Raw genomic sequence first — 22,203 nt, 5'->3', positions numbered from 1 at the left:
CTCAGGGGGCGCGGCCGGCCCTCGGCGGGCCGGCCGGTCTCGTCATCAGCGCTGCAAGGTCAGGCGCTGCGGGAGGGGAGGGCGACGGTGGCGCCGCCGAGGACGGAGAGCTCGCCGTCCTGGTTCACGGCCGACTGCTCGATCTCCACGAGATGGCGGCCGTTTTCCACCCGCTTGCCCACCACCGTGCCGTCGATGAACAGAAGGTCGCCTTCCGGATTGTGCCGGCGCAGCTTGCTGTGGGCGCGCACCAGGAAACCGCTGTCGCCCATCCAGTTGGTGACGTGGTGGGTGAGCCAGGAGCAGCGCTCCGGACCGTAGTCATAGGCGCCGGGGGCGCCCACCATGAGCGCCATTTCCGGCTCCCAGTGGACGCGCTCCGGGCAGTCCGGAATGCCGAAGCGGTTCTTGATGCCGACCCCGGGGTGGTTGCTGATGAGCTGCCACGCCAGCTTGTTGGCGCGGATGTAGAGGCCGCCCCAGCCCTGGGCATAGGCGATGAATCCGGTCACGGTCATCGGTCCCTTGGCCATGGTCTGCAACTTGTCGCCGACCTGGACGTCCTCGTAGTAACGGGGCGTGGCGCCGCGGACTTCTTCCTCGGCATAGAGGCGATAGACGCGGTCCAGCTCGTCCTGCGTGTAGACGCGGGGCGGGCGGGACTTCACCTCGGTGTACTTGCTGCCCTTCTCGCGGGCGGCGTCGCGATCAGTGCGGAAGCACCAGCTCTCGGCATCGGCGACGAGATCGCCGTTCTCGCCGTAGAAGTTCACATGGTAGACTTGCCGGATGGCCCGGCCGGCGAAGGTTGTCTCGTGCTCCACGAGGTCGCTCAGCCAGGCCTCGGTGCGGATCGCCTCGTTGCGGCGCACCCAGCGATGCCAGCGCCAATCGGCGCCGGACCACATGGCGTGCACGCCGGGCAACCCGCCCACATAGCCGGAGATGATGCGGCTGGTGGAGAACAGGAAGCTCGGCAGCGCGACGATGCCGCCCACCACGCTCTTCGCCGCATAGTCGGGATCGCACCACAGCGGATTGTCGTCGCCGATGCCGTGGGCGTAGTGGCGGATGTTGTCCCGCGTCGCCTCGTAGCACCAGGGCTCGACCGTGTTCTCGATCTTCTTGCCCATGCGCTCGCGCAGATCGTCAAGGGCCTGATCGGTGATCTTGGGGAAATGCCGGACGGCCGGCTCCGCGAGGGTCTCGGCGAACATGGTGGACGGTCCTCTCTTCTCTCTCTTGCTTTGTGGAAATCAGGCGACAGCGGCGCTGCGGGCGGCTTCGGCGTCGCGCAGCACCTTGCGGTTGATCTTGCCCGCCGGGGTCTTCGGCAGTTCGGCCACGAAAGCCACGTGGCGGGGGTATTCGTGCTGGCTGAGGCGGGCGCGGGTGAAGTCCTGAAGCTCGCGGGCGAGGGTATCGCCGCCGCTTTCGTCCCCGCCCTGGCGCGTTACCACGAAGGCCTTCACCACCTGGCCGCGCACCGGGTCCGGCACGCCGATGGCGGCGACCTCGCGGACCTGGGGATGCTTGAGCATCACGTCCTCGATCTCCACCGCGCTCATGGTCCAGCCGGCTGAAATGATGACGTCGTCGGCGCGGCCGGCGTGGTAGAAATAGCCGTCCTCGTCGATGCGCCCGAGGTCCTTGGTGGGCACCCAGGCGCCGCGCCGGTGGACCTTGATCTCGCCGGTCTCGCCCGGCCGGCAGGGCGTGCCGTCCGGCCCCTGCACCTCGATCTCCATGCCGGGCACCGCCTTGCCCAGCGAGCCGGGCTTGACCGGGAAATCCTCGGCGCCGGGGTAGTTCACCAGCACGACGCCCACCTCGGTGGTGCCGTACATGGAGCAGACCGGCACCTTGAAGATCTCATCGATAAATCGGAGCGTTTCGCTGTCGATGGGCTCGCCCGTGTAGGAGAGCTTGGCGATGGAGAAGGCGAAGCGCCCCGCCTCGCCGCTGGCCCGCATCATCCGGTAGTGGGTGGCGGCAGCGGAGAGGTTGGTGATCTTGTAGTCGGCCATGGCCTTCATCAGCCGCACCGGATCGAACCGGCCGCAGAAGGTGCCGGTGGTGATGCCCATGGCCAGCGGCGCCAGCGTGCCGTGGGCGAGCCCGTGTCCCCAGGCGGGAGAGGAGGGGCAGAAGAATTCGTCGCCCGGCCTCAGCCCGGTGCCGTAGAGCGCGGCGATCATCAGCGTGACGATGGCGCGGTGCGTGTGCTTCACCGCCGCCGGCAGTTCGCGGGTGGTTCCGGAGGTGTATTGGAAGAGGGCGAGGTCGTTGGCCGTCGTGCGTGGGCTGTAGGCGTCGGGAAAGGCCGCCAGCTCGGCAGTGAAGTCGGGGCCGGCGAACACCACCCGGGTGCCCTCCAGCCCGATCGTGGTCACCGCCTTGTCGGAACTGGTGACGAGCACCTTCGGCTGGCAGTCTCCGACCCGGAGCTTCACACCCTCCGGCCCGAACAGCGTGAACAGGGGCACCGCGATAGCGCCGCGCTTCATGGCGCCGAAGATGGCGGCATAGAAGGCGAGGGAGGGCTCGAGCATCACCGCCACCCGGTCGCCCGGCGCGACGCCCATAGCTTCCAGCCAATGGGCGAAGCGGGACGAGGCCCGGGAGATGTCGGCGAAGGTCAGCGTCTCGTCCCGGCCGTCGGCATGGGCGATCCGCACCGCAGGCCGATCGCCGGTCGCGTGCCGGTCGATGCATTCGTGGGCGATGTTGAACGCCTCGGGCGTTCCGTCGAAGAAGTCCCACAGCCGCTGCGGCGAGAAGGTCGCCTGGGCATAGGCGTAGCTGGTGCTGTCCGACAGCTTCGATCCGGCCGGTCCCGGCATGGCGCGTCCCCATATTGGTTTTGTGGGACGACTATCCGAATGGCGCGTTTTGTTGTCAATAGACAAAAATATTGTACATATACAACAAACGAGAGGTGGCTGAACCGGCATCGCCGAACCATGCCGATACCCCGCCAGAACCCGTGGTGAAACACACCGATTTCGCCCGGTTCAGGCCGGCTGTCAGGTCAGGGCGTGGGGGACAGTTCCCGCTTCAGGCACTTCAGCGCGAACGACGAGCGGCTGTGCCGGATGCCGGGGACCTTGTAGAGGCGTTCCCTCAGAAAGCGCTCGTATCCGGCCGTTCCATCGACGGCCACCTTGATGAAATAGTCGTATTCTCCAGTGGTTAGGTAGGCTTCCAATACTTCAGGGAGGTCGGCGAGGGCCTGGCCGAACTTCTGGATCTGGTCCTCGTCATGCCGATCCAGCGTCACCTCGATGATGACCGTGTCCCCAAGCCCCAGCTGGGCCTGGTTGAGCACCGCGACATAGCTCTCGATATAGCCCCCCTCCTCCAGTCGCCGAACCCTTGTCCAGCAAGGACTTGGCGACAATCCGACCATCTCTGCCAGCTCGTTGTTGGTCAGCCGGGCCTGCTTGCGCAAGGCCCTGAGGATGCGGCGGTCGATCTCGTCGAGGCCCTTTTCCTTCTGCATGACGGATGCCTTTCGCGCGTCCGGCGCGTGCCGGAAGGATCATTCGGAATACGAACATTAGGCAGATGAGTTTTCCGAAGAAATACTTTTTAGGCCGAAGAACGGGAAAAAATATGGGCCGCTTGCCGGTAGGCTCTGCCGTCACTGATTGAAGGCAGAGGAGGAGCAGCCATGGCATACCGGCTTCGGCTCGAGGTTCACGGCGTGGAAGCCGCCATCCGGGCCCTGGACCTCCTCCACCGCCTCGACGTGGCCATGCTGGAGCTGGAAACCGCAAGGCATGCCAACGGCTTCCTGGTGCATCTGAGCTACGACGCCCCCGGCGAGGAGGCCGCCCGGCACATCGCCGTCCGCATGGGGCAGATCGTTGGCGTGAGCGCCGCCGAGATGGTCCCGCCCAAGCCCCGTGAGGCCGATGCGGCGCTTCTGTCTCCCCTCTGCTGACCGCCGCCAAGCCTTGAAGGACGGCCATGAACGAGATCCCCCGCAACCTCCCCCGCCTTGCCCTCCACATCCCCGAGCCGGCCCGGCGGCCGGGAGACATCCCAGATTTCAGCACCCTCGCCATCCCCGAGGCCGGAGCGCTGCCACGGCCGGATATTTCGGTGCCCGCTGAGGCAATCCGCGACCTCGCTTTCGGCCTGATCCGCGTGCTCGACGGGGGGGCCCGCGCGGTCGGCGCCTGGGATCCAAATCTCGATGCCGAGACGTTGCGGCGCGGCCTTCGGGCCATGGTCCTCACTCGCGCCTATGACGAGCGCATGGTCCGCGCCCAGCGCCAGGGCAAGACCTCCTTCTACATGAAGTGTACCGGCGAGGAGGCGGTGGCGGTGGCTCAGGCGTTCGCGCTGTCGCGCGGCGACATGTGCTTTCCCACCTATCGCCAGCAGGGCCTGTTGGTCGCCCGCGACTGGCCGCTCGCGGACATGATGTGCCAAGTTTATTCCAACGCCGGCGACCGTCTGAAAGGCCGGCAGATGCCGGTGTTCTACTCCAGCAAAGAGGCCGGATTCTTCTCCATCTCCGGCAATCTCGGCACGCAGTACAGTCAGGCGGTGGGCTGGGCGATGGCTTCGGCCTACAAGGGCGACGACCGCATTGCCGCCGCCTGGGTTGGCGACGGGGCGACGGCGGAGGCCGACTTCCACCACGCCCTCACCTTCGCCTCGGTCTATCGCGCGCCCGTGGTGCTGAACATCGTCAACAACCAGTGGGCCATCTCCAGTTTCCAGGGCATTGCGGGCGGCGAAGTGACCACCTTCGCGGCGCGTGGCCACGGCTATGGCCTGCCGGCGCTGCGGGTGGACGGCAACGATTTCCTCGCCGTCTACGCCGCTACCCGCTGGGCCGCCGACCGGGCGCGCACCAATCTCGGCCCCACACTCATAGAGCTTTTCACCTATCGGGCCTCCGCCCACTCCACCAGCGATGACCCCAGCAAGTATCGGCCGTCCGGCGAGGAGGCCCTGTGGCCCCTTGGCGATCCCATCGATCGGCTGCGCGACCATCTGATCCTGCTTGGGGAGTGGTCCGAGGCGCGTCAGACCGCGCTGATCGAAGAGGCACGCGAAGAGGTGCGTCGCGCCGGGCAGGAGGCCGAAGCGCTGGGCACGCTGGGCTCGGGCCCGATGCACAGCCCGGCCACCATGTTCGACGACGTGTTCAAGGAGATGCCCTGGCACCTTCGGCGCCAGCGGCAGGAATTGGGGGTGTGAGATGGGCGCGATGACCATGGTTCAGGCCATCAATTCGGCCCTCGATGTGATGCTGGGCGAAGACCCGGACGTGCTGGTGTTCGGCGAGGACGTGGGCTTCTTTGGCGGCGTCTTCCGCTGCACCCAGGGGCTCCAGGGAAAGTATGGCAAGCGGCGGGTGTTCGACACGCCGATCGCTGAAGGCGGCATCGTCGCCACCGCCGTGGGGATGGGGGCCTACGGTCTCAGGCCGGTGGTGGAGATCCAGTTCGCGGACTACATCTATCCCGCCACCGACCAACTCATTTCCGAGGCGGCGCGGCTGCGCTACCGCTCGGGCGGCGAGTTCACGTCTCCGCTCACCGTGCGCACGCCCTATGGCGGCGGCATCTTCGGCGGACAGACCCACAGCCAGAGTCCCGAGGCGATTTTCGCCCATGTCTGCGGGCTGAAGACGGTGATCCCCTCCAATCCCTACGACGCCAAGGGCCTGCTCATCAGCGCCATCGAGGACGACGACCCGGTCATCTTCCTTGAGCCCAAACGCCTTTACCATGGGCCGTTCGACGGTCGCCACGACCAGCCGGTGAAGCCTTGGGCGGACGATCCACGTGCCGACGTTCCCGATGGCCATTTCCGCGTGCCGCTCGGGCTGGCAGCGGTGGTGCGCCCTGGCGCCGACGTCACCGTGCTCGCCTACGGCACCATGGTGCATGTGGCGCTGACCGCGGCCGAGGCGAGCGGGGTGGATGCGGAGGTGATCGACCTGCGCACCATCATGCCCGTGGATATCGAGACCATCGTCGCGTCCGTGAAGAAGACCGGCCGCTGTGTCATCGTGCACGAGGCGACGCGCACCTGCGGCTTCGGCAGCGAGCTCTCGGCGCTGGTGCAGGAGCACTGCTTCCACCATCTGGAGTCGCCGGTCGCGCGTGTCACCGGCTGGGATACGCCTTATCCCCACGCGCTGGAATGGCATTATTTTCCCGGCCCCGCCCGCGTTGCCGAGGCGCTTATCCGTGCGATGGAGGACTGACGATGGGCCACATCGTATTCAAGCTGCCCGACATCGGCGAGGGCATTGCGACGGCCGAAGTCACTGCGTGGCATGTGAAGGTCGGTGAATTCGTGCGCGAGGACGCTCCCCTCGTCGACGTGATGACGGACAAAGCGACGGTGGAGATTTCCGCTCCCTTCAGCGCTCGCGTGTTGGCCCTGCACGCGGTGCCGGGGGAGACCGTGCCGGTGGGCTCCGAGCTGATCCTCTTCGAGACCGACCAGGAGACGGCCTCATTGCCTGCGGAGAGCGCCATCGCGGCCTTGCCCCTCCCCACGCCGTCTAGGCCGGCTGGCGACGTCCGCGTGCTGGCCCTGGCCGAGGTTGCCTCCGTCCGCTCGGACGTGAATGCTCCTGTGGCGCCTGAGCCAGTCCCTGTTCGCGTAACCAGCTGCGCGCCGGCAACCCGCCCGCTCGCCTCGCCCGCCGTGCGGCGGCGCGCTTACGAGGCGGGCCTGCCCCTCCAGTTCGTCGCTGGCACAGGGCCACAGGGCCGCGTCACCCACGCAGACCTCGACCGCACGCTGTCGGGTGGCCGGACGCCGCGCCCCGCGTCAACGCCACAGGACGCTGTGGAGGACGTCCCGGTCATCGGCCTCAGGCGTCGCATCGCCGAGCGGATGCAGGACGCCAAACGGCGCATCCCGCATTTCTCCTATATCGAGGAGGTGGATGTCACCGCGCTGGAGGATCTGCGTGCCACCCTCAATGCCCGCCACGGCAAGGCCCGCCCGCGCCTGACCTTGTTGCCCTTCCTGGTGCGCGCGCTGGCGAAGACGCTCCCGGACTTCCCCGGCCTGAACGCTCGCTATGACGACGAGGCCGGCACGGTCCGCCGGCATTCCGCCCTGCATGTTGGCATCGCCACCCAGACAACGGCCGGCCTCGTGGTGCCGGTGCTGCGCCATGCGGAGGCGCTGGACCTGTGGGCCTGCGCGGCGGGCATCGCCGCCCTCGCGGACGCAGCGCGGGAGGGGCGGATCGCGCGGGACGACCTGTCTGGCTCCACCCTCACCATCACCAGCCTTGGCGCGTTGGGCGGGCTTGCCACGACGCCGGTCATCAATGCGCCGGAGGTGGCGATAGTGGGCGTCAACAAGATCGCGGTCCGTCCCTTCTATGTGGAGGGCGCGCCGGGCGGCTTCGTGCCGCGCAAGATCATGAACCTCTCCTCGTCATTCGACCATCGCGTGGTGGACGGCTTCGTGGCGGCGGAATTCGTGCAGCGGCTCAGAAGCCTGCTGGAGCAGCCGGCGACCCTCTTCGTGGAGTGAGACATGACGACTGCATTGACCACCCGCCTCCTCGTCGTGGGAGGCGGGCCGGGCGGCTACGTCGCTGCCATCCGCGCCGGCCAGCTCGGCATCGAAACGATCCTCATCGACGAAGAGGGGCTGGGGGGCACCTGCCTGCAGCGCGGCTGCATCCCCTCCAAGGCGCTTATTGAGACAGCCTCGCGCTTCGCCCAGTTCACTGCCGCCGCCGAGGGGACCGACCCGGGCGGCATTCGTGCAGGGCCTCCCTCCATCGATTTCCCGAAGGCGGTCGCCTGGAAGGACGGCATCGTTTCACGCCTGTCCGGTGGCGTCGGCGCCCTACTGCGCAAGGCGAAGGTGCGCGTGCTCGCCGGACGTGCGGTGTTCTCCGATGCCAAAACCTGCACGCTGGAAACGGCCGACGGGCGCGTGACGATCTCAGCCGAAACCGTGATCCTCGCCACCGGCTCCGTGCCGGTGGAGGTGCCCGGCCTTCCGTTCGGCAGGGACATTCTGTCTTCGACCGACGCGCTGGCCCTGACTGAGCTGCCGCGCCGGCTGGCGGTGGTGGGGGCCGGCTATATCGGGCTGGAGCTGGGCATCGCCTTTGCGAAGCTCGGCGTCGCCGTGACCGTGGTGGAGCGGCAGGATCGCATCCTGCCGCTCTATGACGCCAAGCTCACCGATCCCGTCCGCCGCGCGCTGGAGCGCCTTGGCGTTTCGCTTCACCTCTCCGCGCGGGCGCTCAGCCACGGGGAGGGCGTGCTCCAGGTGGAAGCACAAGACCAGACCCGTCTGGACATCCCCGCCGACAAGGTGCTGAGCACGGTGGGCCGGCGCGTCCGGCTGGAAGGGTTCGGGCTGGACGCCATGGCTGTGGACGTGAAGGACGGCCGCATCCTGATCGATGACCAGTGCCGCACCTCCATGCGCGGCGTCTTCGCCATCGGCGACGCGGTGGGCGAGCCCATGCTGGCGCACAAGGCGATGGCCCAGGGGGAGATGGTGGCAGAGATTGTCGCCGGAAATCTCCGCCGCTTTGATCCCGCGGCTATTCCTGCCGTCTGCTTCACGGACCCGGAAATCGTGGCCGTGGGCCTGTCTCCGGAGGACGCCGGAGGGGTGGGCGAGGCCGTGATCGGCATCTTCCCCTTCCTCGCCAATGGTCGTGCCATGACGCTGGGGGCGGAGACCGGATTCGTGCGCGTGGTGGCCCGGCGTGCGGACCATGTGCTGTTGGGTGTGCAGGCGGTGGGCGCGCACGTCTCTGAACTCGCTACCGCCTTCGTCAATGCCATCGAGATGGGCGCGCGCCTGGAGGATGTGGCCGGCATGATCCATGCCCACCCAACCCTCGGCGAGGCCTTCCACGAAGCGGCATTGGGGGCCCTCGGCCAGGCCCTTCATGCCTGACGAAAATGTACGAAAAAGAGAATGATTTTCCGATATAGGTGAATTATCGTCGGAACAAAGAATGTGGGACCCATGGCCCCGATGGGAGGAAAAATGCAGTCCGTGATCTACACGCGTATTCCCGAGTGCCCGGCCGACCTGCTTGCGGAAGCCGCGAGCTATCCGGTTTCCGACCTCCACGAGGCGCTCGGTCCCGTTGAAGGCCGCATGCAGCTGATGAGCCCGCGCATGCGGCCCATCGCGCCCGGTCAGCGCATCGCCGGGCAGGCCGTCACGTCCTATAACTTTCCCGGCGACAACCTCATGATCCATGCGGCGCTGAACATCGCCCAGCGAGGCCATGTGCTGGTGCTCGTCAATGGCGGCGGCTCGCACGGCGCTCTATGGGGCGATGTCGCAGCCAATTTCGCCAAGCAGAAGGGCATTGCGGGCATCGTTGTGGATGGCCCCGCACGTGACACCGGCGCCCTGCGCGAGATCGGCTCGCTCACCTGGGCCACCTCCATTTCCTCAAGCCATCCCGAGAAGCGCGGTCCCGGCGCGGTCAACGTGCCGGTGGTGTGCGACGGCGTTCGGGTCGATCCGGGCGACGTGATCGTTGCCGATGACGACGGCGTCCTCGCCATCCCGCTGCGGTCGCTGGAGCGTGCAGTGAGAGGGGCACGCGAGCGCAATGAGAAGGAAGTTGGCCTGCGGCGCAAGCTGCAGGACGGCGCGTCGCTCTTCGAACTGCTGCAGATGGGCCGCAATGTCGAGGCGGCCGGCGTCGAGGTCAAGGACGCCGTCTGGGGGGCCTGATCCCAAGTCGATGAGCGCGCCGCCGACGGGCGGAGGCGCAAGAAGGAAGGCGTGCAACGGAGACGGGCGACGGGCCGCCTCCGGCAGCGAACGCGTGCCCGCTCGCGGCGCGGGTCAGTAAAGCCCAGGCAAATGGGTACCGAAAATGGCCGGAACAACACGGCAATCCGGGAGGAAGAGCATGGATATGAAGATGAACAGGCGCGCGCTACTGCGCGCCGGCGCGGCGGGCTGCGGCGCCGCTGTCGTGCTGGGCCGCCCCTACCTCGCCAAGGCCGCGCCGATCACGCTGAAGCTTGCGCAGCCGGACAGCGTCCAGCACCCGTTCCAGAAGATGTTCGAGGAGTTCGGCAGGTCCATCGAGGAGCGCACGGGCGGCGAGGTGCGGGTGAGGGTCTATGGCGGCGGCCAGCTTGGCAGCTCGGCCAACATCGTCTCCGGCGTGAGCACCGGCACAGTGGACATGGTGGTTCACACGGCCGGATTCTTCTCGTCCTACTATCCCAAGATGCAGATTCTCGACCTGCCCTTCGTCTTCCCCGACGGCGCGGCAGCGGAGCGAGTGCTCGCGGGCCCCGTGGGCAAGGCGATCTTCGCAAGCCTCGAGGACAAGTCCGTCACCGGCCTGTGCTGGGGCCATCACGGCTGGCGCGTGATGGAAACCAACGGCAAGCCCATCGTCACGCCCGCCGATCTCGACCGCATGAAGGTGCGCATCCAGCAAAGCCCTATGTTCGCCGCCATGTTCAAGGCGGTGGGCGCGGTGCCGGTGGTGCTCGACGTGGCTGAGCTTTACCTCGCCCTGTCGCAGAATGCCGTGCAGGGCATGGAAATTCCTCTCGCTTCGCTGGTCGCCTCCAAGCTCAACGAGGTGGTCTCCTACGTTTCCCTGACCAATCATGTCTACAATGCTTCGGCATTGCTCATGAACAAGCCGAAATTCGACAGTCTCGGCCCGAAGAACGGCGCCATCGTCCGCGCACTCGCGGCGGACCTCTCCACCACCTGGCGCCAGACCGCGGCCGAAAGCTCGGAGGCGGCGCGCAAGGTGTGCGAGGAGAAGGGGATCAAGTTCAATCCGGTGGACCACAAGCCTTTCCGCGAGCGGATGCAGCCCGTCTACGACGAGTTCCGGCCGCAGCTCGGTCCGGATCTCGTCGATCTGGTGCTGAAGGAAACCGCCACCTGATGGCGATGCGCTCGGGGGACGACCGGCGCTCGCCCGTCGCTCCCGTCCGGCAACCCGTCCCTGCGGCGGCCGCGGCGCGCCGCGCGCCTTTGAGCGGAAGGCAGACTCATGTCCCATCTCGAATCGGTCTCCGAGGATCAGGGCGCATCGGCGCACGGTTCCGACGGCGCGCATCCCGTTCCCGCGGGCGGGCTCCGGCTGCCGCGCGGCTTTGATGCCGCCCTTGACGCCGTGGTCGTGGCTGCACTGGTGGCGCAACTCCTCATCACCCTCGCCAGCGTAACGGTGCGGGCCCTCAGCCATTCCAGCCTACTGTGGGCCGACGACAGCGCGAAGCTCACACTGCCGGTGATCGCCTTCCTCGGCGGCGCCGTCGCCTACCGGCGGGGACAGCATGCGGCCATCGTGGTTGGCATCGCGATGCTGCCGCCGTTCGGCCGGGATGTATGCCGGGTGCTGGTAGAATATCTGGTGCTCATCGTCACCATCGCCGCTGGTGTCGCGTCCACCAGCCTGTTCCGCAGCCGGCTGGGCGAGGTGCTGCCCATGCTCGACATCTCGGGGGCGTGGTCGGTGGTTCCATTCACGCTCGGCATGGCAGTGGTTGCGGTGACGGCGGCCGAGCGGCTCACCAGCTTCAACCCGCGGGTGCTGCTGGCCTCGGCGGGCGTGCTCCCGCTCCTCGCCATCCTGCTCTGGCTGGGCTGGGACGCGTGGACCGAGGTGTTTGCCTCGGAGCACGCGCTGCCGCTCATCATCGCCGTCTTTGCTGCGGCGGTGCTGCTGAGCATGCCGGTGGGCCTCGCATTGATGCTGACGACGCTGGTTTTCCTCGTATCCAGCGACATCCCGGCCATTGCCTTGCCGCAGAACATGCTCGACGCGAACAGCAATTTCATCCTGCTCTCGCTGCCCTTCTTCATCCTCGCCGGGGCGGTGATGGAGCAGGGCGGGATCAGCGTCAGGTTCGTGCAGTTCGCCATGGCCCTCGTCGGCCACCTGCGGGGCGGGCTGCTGCAGGTGGTGGTGGTCACGATCTATCTCATTTCCGGCATCTCCGGCTCCAAGGCGGCGGACGTGGCCGCGGTGGGGTCGGTGATGAAGGCCGAACTCGAGAAGAGGGGCTATTCCGCGCGCGAGGGTGCGGCTGTGCTCTCCGCGTCCGCCGCCATGGCGGAGACCATTCCGCCATCCATCGCCATGCTGGTTCTCGGCTCGGTGACGCCCATCTCCATCGGCACCCTGTTCATGGCAGGGCTTCTGCCGGCGGCGGTGATCGCCGGATTCCTGATGGGCCTGATCTATTTCCTCGCGCGGAGACGCGGCGAGGTGGCGATGCCGCGCGTGTCCGCGGCGGCCCTCGGGCGCAGCGCATCTGCTGCGGTGCTGCCCCTGGCCATGCCCGTGTTCATGGTGCTCGGCATCAAGTTCGGCTTTGCAACGCCGACCGAAATCTCGGCCTTCGCCGTGGCCTATGGCCTTGTCCTCGCGTTGTTCGTCTACCGCGCGATGGACATGGGGATGCTGGTTCGCGTCTGCATCAATGCGAGCGTCCTTTCGGGCATGGTCCTGTTCATCGTGGCCGCGGCCGGCGCCTTCGGCTGGACGCTCTCGGCGGCGGACCTGCACACCCAGCTCATCGACCTGCTGGCGCTCGCCGGGAACGACCGCATGATCTTCCTTCTCGGCTCGATCCTACTGCTGATGGTGGTGGGCGCCCTGCTGGAGGGGCTGCCGGCGCTCATCATCCTCGGGCCGGTACTCCTGCCGATCGCGACCGCCCTCGGAATCGACGCGGTTCACTATGGCATCGTCATGATCCTCGCCATGGGGGTGGGCATCTTCATGCCGCCCATCGGCATCGGCTTCTACATTTCCTGCGCGGTCATGGGGTCGAGTGTGGAGCGGACCTCGCAGGCGATGATGCCCTATTTTCTCACTCTTCTCGCCGGCGTGCTCACCATCGCCTTCGTGCCCTGGTTCACTCACGCGGTGCCGCGCCTTTTCGCCGGTTGAGAGGTCGCTTTCGCGCTCGCCACTTTCGCCTTATATCCCTTGAGGTTCGGGCGGGCAGGCACCGCCGCGGGGGATGAGGCAAGAGCGTGTCCGACATTGACGACAAGCAGGCTGGCCCAAGGTCCGTTCTCAGGGTCATGAATGTTCTGGCGCTTCTTGCCGAAAGCACCGAGGGCAGGACGCTGGCTGCGCTGAGCGACCAGCTGGAGCTGCCCAAGACCAGCCTGTTCAGCCTGCTCAAGGCGCTGGAGGCGGGAGGCTACATCCGCAATGCCGCGGGACGCTATCTGCTCGGCGCCGAGGCGTTGAAGCTCGGGGCGAGCCTCCGGCAGGCCAGCGCCTTCCCCCGCTGTGCGCGCCCAACGCTTGAGTGGCTCGCCGCCCAGACCGAGGAGACCATCCTCCTCGGCGTGCTGGCCGAGAGCGGGCACGAGGTGACATATGTGGATGTCATCGAATCCGAGAACATGCTCCGCTTCGCCGTCCGTGTGGGCAACCGCCGCCCGCTCTACTGCACAGCCGCCGGGAACGTCCTCCTCGCGTTTATGGACGACGCGCAGCGGACGGCGTATCTGGAGACGACGCAGTTCGTGCGGTTCACGGAACGCACCTGCGACCGGGCGGAACTCGACGCGCGCATCGTCCAGATCCGCCAGACCGGCGTGGTTTTCGACATCGACGGACTGATCGACGGGGCGAGCGGTGTGGCCGGGGCGGTCTTCGACGAGAGCGGTGCGGTGCGCTGCTCGATTACGATCGCCGGCCCGACCATCCGGCTCAGGGATCATCTCGACCATTTCACCGGGCTGGCGCGGACGGCGGCTGAAGAGCTGTCCCGGATCATGAACTATCGCGGGCCCTTCCCGCCGTCGGCGACCAACGGCGGCGGACACTTTGCCATCTCGGGCGAGGGGCTGATCCTCGCGGCTTCGGCGAGTGAGCCCACGCCCCGCCGCCGTGGCAGACCGAAGGGCGGGGGTGGTCGTCCGGCGGCTCAGAAGTCGTAGAGCCGGGCCGGATTGTCGACCAGAATTTGCCGGCGTAGCGCCGGGTCGGGGAGCCAGTCCGCGAGGCGATCGAACAGAACGGTCGTGTTGGGCATCTCGCCCTCGAAATGGACGTGGGGCCAGTCCGTGCCCCACACTAGGCGGCCAGGCGCGATGCTGACGAGTGCGGCCGCGAAGGGCGCGAGGTCATCGTAGGGCGGCGGCAGGCGCGAGCAGTGATAGGCCGCAGACAATTTTGCCCAGACGTGGGGCAAGGCCATGAGCCTCAGCAATGCTTCGAAGGCCCGCTGCCCGACGCCGCCCGCGGCGGGGATGCCTGCGAAATGATCGATGACGATCGGGCAGGGCAGGGCGGACAGGCGCGTCTCGAGCGCGCTTAGTTGCACCGGCGAAAGCATGAACTGGATATGCCAGCCGCGCTGCGCCAGTCGTCCTGCGAGGGCTTCGAGACCCTCGAGGCCCGGCCCACCTGGATGGGTGGCGATGATCCGCGCGCCGCGGGCGCCAGCGGCGTGCATCCTGTCCAGATCGCTGTCGGGCACATCCGGTGCGACCACGATAACCGCCCGTGCCGGCATGCCGAGATCGGGGAGCGCCGCAAGAAGGCGGGTGTTGTCCAGCCCGTAGACGCTTGCCTGCACCAGCACGGCCCGCTCGATCCCGAGCGTCTGCGCGAGATGGCGGTAGGCGGCCGGGCTGGCGTCCGGCGGCGTATACGCGCGTTCCGATACGAAGGGGAACTGATCCGCGGGTCCGAAGATGTGGAAATGGCAGTCGGTCGTCCCCGGCGGCGCGCGGAAGCGAGGCGGCCGGGGCGTAGGATTAGGCGGTCGGCAGAGGGCGGTCACGGCCGACTCATCCTTCACGTGTGGGCGAGTTCGCGCGCGGCGTCGACGGAGGTGGCGGTGCGGCCGGCGAGGTTGTCCCGGAAGGTCCGGCCCTCATATTCGGTGCGCTGCACGCCGCGCCGCTGAAGGATTGGGACCACCTCATCCACGAACGTGTTGATGGAGCCAATGTTCGTGGTGGGTGTGACGTTGAAGCCGTGGCAGCCCGTTTCGCGGAAGATCGTCTCCATCTGGTCCGCCACCTGCTCGGGCGTGCCGACAATCTGGAGCATGCCGGCAGCGCAGCCCCATTTCAGGGCCGCTTCGCGGAAGGTGAGGCGGCGGTCGCCGAACAGCGCAGTGATGGCGGACATCAGCCCCTGGGATGCCTGCGTCTCGATATGTTCGATGGGCTCGTCGATGTTAAACTTGCTGAAGTCGATGCCGAGCGTGCCGGACGCCCGGGCGAGCGCGCCCTCGATGGGCACGCGGGCGAGCAGTTCCTCGCGCAGGCGCTGCGCCTCGGCCTCGGTGCCGCCGATGATGGGCTGGATGCCGAACGTCACCTTCACGTCCGGGTTCTTGCCGGCGGCGGACGCCGTTTCGCGCACCTGCTTCATGAAGGCGTGCATGCCGGGAATCTGAGGCTGGATGGAGAAGATGACATCCGCATGGGACACCGCAAATCGCTGGCCACGCCCGGAGGTGCCCGCCTGGAACAGCACCGGCCGCCCCTGCGGTGAGGGGAAGGCGGGTGGCGCCGCATGGCACTTCAGGTAGCGGCCCTCATAGTTGACCACCTTCATCTTTGCCGGGTCCACCAGAATGCCGGTGGACTTGTCCGCCACCACCGCGTCTGGCGGGAAGCCATCCCACAGGCGATAGCAGATTTCCATGTATTCCTCGGCGCGGTCGTAGCGCTCGTCATGCTCCAGCTGGTCGAGGCCGAGGGCGCGATGTTCGCCGCGCAGGTGGCCGGTGACCACGTTCCAGCCGACCCGGCCCCCGGTGAGATAATCCAGCGTTGAGAAGGTGCGCACCGCCAGATAGGGCGGGATGCCGGAGAGAGAGAGGGTTACGCCGAAGCCCAGATGCTCGGTCACGGCCGCCATGACGGGCACCAGAGCCATCGGGTCATGCGAAGGCCAGCACACGCCGTAGCGCATGGCGGCGTCCATATTGTCCTTGTACCGGTCGAAGCCGCCGGGCGTATCGGCGAAGAACACGCCATCGAAGCGCCCGCGCTCGAGCGTCCGGGCCAAGTCCTGCCAATGGCTGAAGCCCTTCATGCCTTCGAGCCGCTGGTCGGCCGGGTCTGCCCAGCTGGCGATAGTGTGGTTGATGGGGCTGTGGATGTAGAAGCCCGTGAGGTGCATCTGCCGGGTCATGGGGCAGGCCTTCCTTTTGGAGATGTGGCGTCGAGGGATCAGCCGACGGCGACGAAGGTTCGCTGGTGATAGGCGAGGGTGGGGCCGGGGGCGCCGATCTCGGCCTCCTCTACCTCGCCGACGATCACGGTGTGGTCGCCGCAGGAGATGGTCTCGCGCGTTCTGCAGACGAGAGTCGCTACGGCGCCGTCCACGACCGCAAGACCGCGCGCGTTGAAGCGCAGAGAATCGCTCCCGAATTTGTCCGTCCCGCGCCTGGCAAAGAGCAGGGCGAGGTCCCTGTGCTCGGGGCGTAGGACACTCACCGCAAACGTGTCGGCCGCGACGAAATGGGGGTGACAGTCCGCCCCCTCGGCAAGGCAGATCAGCACCATGGGCGGGTTCATGGAGACCGAGGTGAAGGAGCTGGCTGTGAAGCCGCGGTGGGCGGCGTCGCCGTCTCGGGTCGTCACGATCACGACGCCGCTTGGATAGCGCGACAGCGCCTCCTTGAGGGGAGCCTGGATGGTCATTGGGGATCCTCCCGGCCGCCATGGCATGCAGGCGGACGAAGCTTCTTATGGATTTTTGTTCTGAAATAAGAATACAATTCCTAAATCGGATGTCAACGGTGGTAGCCGCCCGTCCGGGACACGCCCGTCCATCGGGTGTGTAGAAATGAAGCAAAGCTCAAGAGTTCGGCCGCACCGCGCGAAATTCCCCAAGATAGAGCTGCCCCTGGCCCGCACTCCGCCGTGCCGAGCGGGGGGCGAACTTGCCGACGGGGTGCGGTCGCACCGGATCCATCAGGAGGAAAAGCATGTATCCAGCCCCGCCCACCGTCGTCGCCCGGCCGTTCGTGGTCATGCCTGACGCCCTGAAGGTCGAGGGACGCCGATCGGAATGGAATGACGTCCAGTTCGGCGGCGCACCGCTGACCACCTTCCTCGAAGGCCCCTCCTTCGATCGCGAGGGCAATCTGTGGGTCGTCGACATTCCCTGGGGCCGCCTCATCAAGGTGACGGCGCTTGGCAGGGTCAGCGTTGAAGCCGAATATGACGGCGAGCCCAACGGTCTGAAGTTCCACAAGGATGGCCGAGGCTTCATCACCGACCACAAGAACGGGATCATGGTGTTCGATCCCCGTACGGGGCGGGTGGAGCCCTATCTGGACCGGGTGATGCTCCAGCGATTCAAGGGCGTGAACGACCTGATCTTCGCCAGCAACGGTGATCTTTATTTCACCGATCAGGGGCAAACGGGCCTGCATGATCCTTCCGGCTGCCTCTATCGATTGCGGACCGACGGGACGCTCGATTGCGTGCTCAGGGGCATCCCCAGTCCCAACGGCCTCGTGCTCAATAAGACGGAGACGGTGATCTTCCTGGCGGTGACGCGCGCCAATGCGGTGTGGCGTGTGCCCTTGATGCGTGACGGCACCGCGAGCAAGGTGGGCACCTTCATCCAGATGTCGGGCGGCGGAGGGCCGGACGGCATGGCCATCGACGAGGACGATAACCTCGTCGTCTGCCACGTGGGGCTCGGCTCCGTCTGGCTGTTCAGCAACCTCGGCGAGCCGCTCCTGCGCATCAAGGCGCTGGAAGGTCATCTCACCACCAATTGCGCTTTCGGCGGTCCCGACAACAAGACGATCTTCATCACCGAATCGAAGACCGGGACCATCCTCTGCGCCGACCTGCCGGTGGCCGGCCGGCGCATGTATTCGCACGCATGACGATATCCCGGAGCCGGGCCTGGACCCGGCTCCGGGATGCCGCTCAGCCAGCCGCGGCGAGCGCGTCCGCATTGAGCAGCGTCGCGGGCTTCTGGCCGGACAGCGCCTCTTCCACCACCCGCGCCACATTGAGCGCCATGTCCCGCATGCTGCCGTTGGTGACGCCGGCCACATGGGGGCTCAAAACCACGTTGGGCAGCGCGAAGAGCGGATCGTCGGCCGGCGGCGGTTCCACATCGAACACGTCGATGCCGGCTCCGGCGATGCGCCCTTCGCGAAGGGCCGCCGCCAGGGCCGGTTCGTGAATGAGCCCGCCGCGGGACGTGTTGACGATGATGGCGTGGCGGGGCATAGCCGCCAGCTCTCGCGCGCCGATCAGGTGACGCGTCCTGGCGCTGAGCGGGACGTGGACGGAGATCACGTCGGACGACGCCATCAGGTCGATGAGGTCTTCCACCTTTGTGACGCCCGCCTTCGCCATCTCCTCGGCGGACACGAACGGGTCGTAGGCCGAAACCGTCATGCCGAACCCGGCGCCGCCGATCCGCGCCGTGACCCGGGCAATCTCGCCGAAGCCTACGAGGCCGAGCCGACCGCCGGTGAGGTCGCCGAGCCGCAGCGTCCAGCGTTCGTCGAAACGGTTCTCGCGGACGAGGCAATCCATCTCCCGCACCTTGCGCAGCACGGCAAGCATCAAGGCAACGGCACCTTCCGCCACCGCGGTGGAATTGGCGCCGCCTGGCGTATTAGCGACCATCACGCCGTGGGCGGTGGCGGCGGGAATGTCGATATTGTCCACCCCCGACCCATGCTTGGTCACGATGCGCAGGTTCGGCGCACGCGAAAGCCACTCCCCGTTAACCTCGAACGCGCGCACCACGGCCGCCTTCGCCTCGCCGAGGTCTTCGGCCGAAAGCATGTCGCCCGGCAGCTTCAGCCGGAAGGATTGCCCGAGCCGCGCAATCCCATCCTCGTGGATGGGGTCCAGCACCAGCACGAGGTCGGAGTTCCTGCCTGTCGTCATGATCGTCTCGCCTTGATATGAGCCGTGGCGCAGCCGGGTGTGTCAGCCCGAGCCGAGATAGATGTCGCGTACCGTGGTGTTCTCGCTCAGCAAGCCCGCCGGTCCATCGAGGATGGCTCGGCCGGAGGCGAGGACGTAGCCGCGATCGGCCACGCGCAGGGCGATGCGGGCGTTTTGCTCCACCAGCAGAACGGTGTTGCCCGCGTCGCGCAGCCGCTCGATGACCGCAAATATGGAATCGACGATCTTCGGCGCGAGGCCGAAGGAGGGTTCGTCCAGGATCAGCAGCTCGGGTCGGCTCATGAGGGCGCGTCCGATGACCAGCATCTGCTGCTCGCCGCCGCTGAGCGTGCCCGCCATCTGGGCCCGACGCTCGGCCAGGATCGGAAAGAGCGCATAGATGCGGGCCATTTCCTCGGCGAGCCAGGGCGCGCCGCGTCGGACATAGCCGCCCATGAGCAGATTGTCCTCCACCGAGAGCTGGGCCAGCACGCCGCGCCCTTCCGGCACCACGGCGATGCCGCGGGAGATGCGCGATGCCATGTCCTGCCGGGCGAGGTCTTCCCCGCGCAGCCGCACCTCGCCCCCGGTGGTCGGAATTGCGCCGATGATGGCCTTGATGAGGGTGGACTTTCCGGCGCCGTTGTTGCCGATCAGGCAGACGATTTCACCCTTGAGGACCTTGAGGTCGACTCCGTGGATGATCTGGGTGCGGCCGTAGCCGCAGACGAGTTCGCGGATATCGAGGACGGCGAGGCGCGTCAGGGGCGTGGTGTCATGCATGGGCGGCCTCGCTGCCGAGATAGGCCTCGATCACGGCCGGGTCGTTGCGGATCTGCTCCGGCGTGCCGTGGCTCAGCACCCGGCCGAAATTCATCACCCAGATGGTCTCGGCGATGGACATCACCAGCTTCATGTCGTGCTCGACGATCACGATGCGGCAGGAAAACGCCTGGGCGAGGCGCGCGAGCAGGGCGCCGAGGCGCTCTTTCTCGGCGCTGTTGAGGCCGGCGGCCGGCTCGTCCAGCAGCAGCACCACGGGCTGGGCGGCAAGGCCCCGGGCGATCTCCACCAGACGGCGATCGAGAAGCGTCAGCCGGTCCGGCAGCAGCGACCAGAAGGCGCGGTCGAGGCCGGTGGAGGTGAGTGCGAGTTCCGCCCGGACCATCGCTTCGGCCGGGGTCGGGGCTGAGGAGCGCGCCGCCACCAAGACGTTCTGCATAACGCTGAGATGGCCGAACAGCCGCACGCCCTGGAAGGTGCGGGCGATCCGCGCCTTGAACACCTGATCCGGACTGAGCCCCACGAGATCGCGCCCCTCCAGCCTGATGTGGCCCGCACCGGGACGGATGAGACCCGTGAGCACGTTGAAGAAGGTGGTCTTGCCTGCCCCGTTTGGGCCGATCACGGCGCTGATGCCGGGGGACGTGGGGATGGACATGCTGACCCCGTCGAGCGCCGAGACGCCGCCGAAACGCACGCTGATCCCGTCGATGGCGAGGGGCCCCTCCGCCGGTCGCAGCGCGGGCAGGGAGGCCGTGGATTCTGTGCGCTCCGGCAGCCCGCCGCGACCGATGCGCAGGCGCTTCTTGACCCAGCCGATGGTGTCGTAGGTGACAAGGCCGGAGGGCCGCACCACGAGCACGGCCAGCGTCGTCGCCGCCATGAAGATCAGCCGGTAGTCGGCCAGCCCGCGCACCAGCTCCGGCACGCAACCGAGGATCACGATGCCCGCAACCGCGCCGTAGAAGCGGTCGAGGCCACCGAATACGATGGGCAGTTGCAGGGAGATGAGCAGGGCGAAGCCGAAATCATCCGGCCGGATGAACAGCACGTAGTGTGCATAAAGTCCCCCCGCGAGGCCGCCGAGGCCGCCGCCAATGGCGAAGATGGTGAGCTTCGTGGCGACCAGGGGCACGCCCATGACGGGAACGATGAGTTCGTCGTCCCCGATGGCGGTCTTCAGCTGACCCAGACGGGCGCGATCAAACAGCCAGAGGCCGACCAGGATCGCGGCCACGAGCCCCGCGACCAGCGGCAGCGTCGTATGCGGTGCGATGCCCACGAGGCCGCCCGAGCCGCCGACCGCGCTCACGTTGTTGAGGATGATGCGCAGCGCCTCCGCGAAGCTGAGGCTGAAGATGGCGTAGGCGAAGCCGGCGAGGCGCACCCGCGTCGCCAGAGCATCGACCACGACCGCGCCCGCCGCGCCCGCCAGCGTGCCGAGGGCCAGCGCCACGGGAAATGGCAGGCCGTAGTCCCGTGTCAGGATGGCGCTGACATATGCACCGAGGGCGAAATAGCCGGCGATCCCCACGTCGAGCTGCTTCATGGAGAGGGGCATGTAATGCCCGAGCGCCGCGATCAGATAGATCAGCTGGACGGTCGCGAAGGCTTCGAGCGATCCGGTGCCCATCACACGCGCTCCACCGGTCGGCGCCCCAGGAGGCCTGCGGGGCGGAAGGAGAGGATCAGCACCATGGCGGCGAACGCAAAGAGGTCGCGGTAGGAGGTTTCGAGATAGCCGGCCGCGAGGGCCTCCACGAGGCCGAGCAGCAGGCCGCCCAGCACCGCGCCGGGCACGCTGCCGAGACCACCGAAGAGCACGACCGCCAGCGCCTTGAACTGCAGGTGCTCGCCCACATAGGGGTCGATGGCCGGCAGCGTGAGGCCAAGCAGCACGCCGGCTGCGCCGGCCAGCGCCGATGCGATGGCGACCGTCTGCATGGACACCGCATTCACCCGCACGCCGAGCATGGCGGCGATGGTGGGATTGTCGGCCACCGCGCGGATGGAGCGGCCCATCCAGCTGCGCTGCACCAGGACGGTGAGTGCCACCACGAGGAGGAGCGTCACCACCATCACCGCCAACTGGCCCACCGTGAGGTGTAGTTCGATGCCGCCGAGATGGAACCGCAGCAGCGTTGCCGCCGCACCGGTGGGATAGGAGATGGGCTGGCCCTGATGCACTGAAAGGCGCAGCGTCTCCTGAATGACGGTGGCGATGGACACTGTGGTGACGAGGGAAATGAGGTGGTTCTGCCCAGCCACGGGCCTCAGCGCGATGCGTTCCACCAGAATTCCGGTCAGGGCGGAGCCGATCGTGCCGAGAGCGAGGGCGGCCGCAATGCTCTCGGTCCATTCAAGCGCGAACAGGCCGATATAGGCGCCCACCACCAGCACTGCGCTGTGTGCGAGATAGACGACGCGCAGGACACCAAAGATGAGGGTAAACCCGACCGCGACTAGCGCATAGCCGGCACCGATCGTCAGCCCGTTGACGAGCTGCTGGAGGAGAATCTGCATAAAGGTTCAATC

At 67.1% G+C, this 22,203-nt stretch carries 20 protein-coding genes; 10 read left to right on the top strand and 10 right to left on the bottom strand.

Features of this window, described 5'->3' with window-relative positions; genetic code table 11:
- Positions 1-59 precede the first annotated feature (59 nt).
- From ACT54R_RS03980 to ACT54R_RS03970, 3 genes are all read right to left on the bottom strand, one after another.
- Positions 60-1,217, bottom strand: coding sequence for an FAS1-like dehydratase domain-containing protein (locus tag ACT54R_RS03980; protein WP_476323919.1), 1,158 nt, complete (start codon positions 1,215-1,217; stop codon positions 60-62).
- 39 nt (positions 1,218-1,256) lie between these two features.
- Positions 1,257-2,843, bottom strand: coding sequence for an acetate--CoA ligase (locus ACT54R_RS03975; RefSeq protein ID WP_476323917.1), 1,587 nt, complete (start codon positions 2,841-2,843; stop codon positions 1,257-1,259).
- 188 nt (positions 2,844-3,031) lie between these two features.
- Complete coding sequence (locus tag ACT54R_RS03970; RefSeq protein ID WP_476323915.1) at positions 3,032-3,502, bottom strand: Lrp/AsnC family transcriptional regulator; 471 nt, start codon at positions 3,500-3,502, stop codon at positions 3,032-3,034.
- Positions 3,503-3,673: 171 nt separating this feature from the next.
- Between ACT54R_RS03970 and ACT54R_RS03965 the strand changes: the two genes are divergently transcribed.
- From ACT54R_RS03965 to ACT54R_RS03925, 9 genes are all read left to right on the top strand, one after another.
- Positions 3,674-3,946 carry a hypothetical protein gene (locus ACT54R_RS03965; protein WP_476323913.1) on the top strand — a complete coding sequence of 91 codons (273 nt, stop codon included), beginning with the start codon at positions 3,674-3,676 and terminating at the stop codon, positions 3,944-3,946.
- A 26-nt stretch (positions 3,947-3,972) separates the two neighbouring features.
- Positions 3,973-5,217 (top strand): thiamine pyrophosphate-dependent enzyme, encoded by a 1,245-nt coding sequence (locus tag ACT54R_RS03960; protein WP_476323911.1) that lies wholly within the window; start codon positions 3,973-3,975, stop codon positions 5,215-5,217.
- Between the two features lies 1 nt (position 5,218).
- Positions 5,219-6,232 carry an alpha-ketoacid dehydrogenase subunit beta gene (locus ACT54R_RS03955; RefSeq protein ID WP_476323909.1) on the top strand — a complete coding sequence of 338 codons (1,014 nt, stop codon included), beginning with the start codon at positions 5,219-5,221 and terminating at the stop codon, positions 6,230-6,232.
- A gap of 2 nt (positions 6,233-6,234) precedes the next feature.
- The gene (locus ACT54R_RS03950) at positions 6,235-7,527 is read left to right on the top strand and encodes a dihydrolipoamide acetyltransferase family protein (protein ID WP_476323907.1); all 1,293 of its coding nucleotides are present in this window, start codon (positions 6,235-6,237) and stop codon (positions 7,525-7,527) included.
- A 3-nt stretch (positions 7,528-7,530) separates the two neighbouring features.
- Positions 7,531-8,922, top strand: a complete 1,392-nt coding sequence (gene lpdA, locus ACT54R_RS03945) for a dihydrolipoyl dehydrogenase (RefSeq protein ID WP_476323905.1) — start codon at positions 7,531-7,533, stop codon at positions 8,920-8,922.
- Between the two features lie 93 nt (positions 8,923-9,015).
- Positions 9,016-9,720: an RraA family protein gene (locus ACT54R_RS03940; RefSeq protein WP_476323903.1), complete on the top strand. Its 705-nt coding sequence runs from the start codon at positions 9,016-9,018 to the stop codon at positions 9,718-9,720.
- A gap of 181 nt (positions 9,721-9,901) precedes the next feature.
- The gene (locus tag ACT54R_RS03935; RefSeq protein WP_476323901.1) at positions 9,902-10,909 is read left to right on the top strand and encodes a TRAP transporter substrate-binding protein; all 1,008 of its coding nucleotides are present in this window, start codon (positions 9,902-9,904) and stop codon (positions 10,907-10,909) included.
- A 108-nt stretch (positions 10,910-11,017) separates the two neighbouring features.
- Positions 11,018-12,925, top strand: a complete 1,908-nt coding sequence (locus ACT54R_RS03930) for a TRAP transporter large permease (protein WP_476323899.1) — start codon at positions 11,018-11,020, stop codon at positions 12,923-12,925.
- A gap of 86 nt (positions 12,926-13,011) precedes the next feature.
- Complete coding sequence (locus ACT54R_RS03925) at positions 13,012-13,932, top strand: IclR family transcriptional regulator (protein ID WP_476323897.1); 921 nt, start codon at positions 13,012-13,014, stop codon at positions 13,930-13,932.
- Here the strand turns inward: ACT54R_RS03925 and ACT54R_RS03920 are convergent.
- From ACT54R_RS03920 to ACT54R_RS03910, 3 genes are read right to left on the bottom strand one after another with little or no spacing between them, the layout of a single operon-like run.
- Positions 13,920-14,780: an amidohydrolase family protein gene (locus ACT54R_RS03920; RefSeq protein WP_476323895.1), complete on the bottom strand. Its 861-nt coding sequence runs from the start codon at positions 14,778-14,780 to the stop codon at positions 13,920-13,922. The genes ACT54R_RS03925 and ACT54R_RS03920 overlap by 13 nt on opposite strands.
- A 14-nt stretch (positions 14,781-14,794) precedes the next feature.
- Complete coding sequence (locus ACT54R_RS03915) at positions 14,795-16,147, bottom strand: NtaA/DmoA family FMN-dependent monooxygenase (protein WP_476323893.1); 1,353 nt, start codon at positions 16,145-16,147, stop codon at positions 14,795-14,797.
- Between the two features lie 38 nt (positions 16,148-16,185).
- Entirely contained in the window at positions 16,186-16,659 is a 474-nt protein-coding gene (locus ACT54R_RS03910) for a flavin reductase family protein (RefSeq protein ID WP_476323891.1), read from the bottom strand.
- Positions 16,660-16,946: 287 nt separating this feature from the next.
- Here ACT54R_RS03910 and ACT54R_RS03905 point away from each other — a divergent pair, with 287 nt between their 5' ends.
- Positions 16,947-17,861 carry an SMP-30/gluconolactonase/LRE family protein gene (locus tag ACT54R_RS03905; protein ID WP_476323889.1) on the top strand — a complete coding sequence of 305 codons (915 nt, stop codon included), beginning with the start codon at positions 16,947-16,949 and terminating at the stop codon, positions 17,859-17,861.
- 43 nt (positions 17,862-17,904) lie between these two features.
- On the opposite strand, the gene ACT54R_RS03900 is transcribed toward ACT54R_RS03905, so the two are convergent.
- From ACT54R_RS03900 to ACT54R_RS03885, 4 genes are read right to left on the bottom strand one after another with little or no spacing between them, the layout of a single operon-like run.
- The gene (locus ACT54R_RS03900; RefSeq protein WP_476323887.1) at positions 17,905-18,885 is read right to left on the bottom strand and encodes a hydroxyacid dehydrogenase; all 981 of its coding nucleotides are present in this window, start codon (positions 18,883-18,885) and stop codon (positions 17,905-17,907) included.
- 42 nt (positions 18,886-18,927) lie between these two features.
- Positions 18,928-19,668: an ABC transporter ATP-binding protein gene (locus ACT54R_RS03895; protein ID WP_476323885.1), complete on the bottom strand. Its 741-nt coding sequence runs from the start codon at positions 19,666-19,668 to the stop codon at positions 18,928-18,930.
- The gene (locus ACT54R_RS03890) at positions 19,661-21,301 is read right to left on the bottom strand and encodes a branched-chain amino acid ABC transporter ATP-binding protein/permease (RefSeq protein ID WP_476323883.1); all 1,641 of its coding nucleotides are present in this window, start codon (positions 21,299-21,301) and stop codon (positions 19,661-19,663) included. Before ACT54R_RS03890 ends, ACT54R_RS03895 begins: the two co-directional genes overlap by 8 nt.
- Positions 21,301-22,191 (bottom strand): branched-chain amino acid ABC transporter permease, encoded by an 891-nt coding sequence (locus ACT54R_RS03885; protein WP_476323881.1) that lies wholly within the window; start codon positions 22,189-22,191, stop codon positions 21,301-21,303. Before ACT54R_RS03885 ends, ACT54R_RS03890 begins: the two co-directional genes overlap by 1 nt.
- Positions 22,192-22,203 lie beyond the last annotated feature (12 nt).

It is taken from the genome of Xanthobacter sp. DMC47 (genome assembly GCF_056313845.1).
Note: the sequence above shows the minus strand (reverse complement) of the source record. Positions and strands in the feature narration are given on the sequence as shown.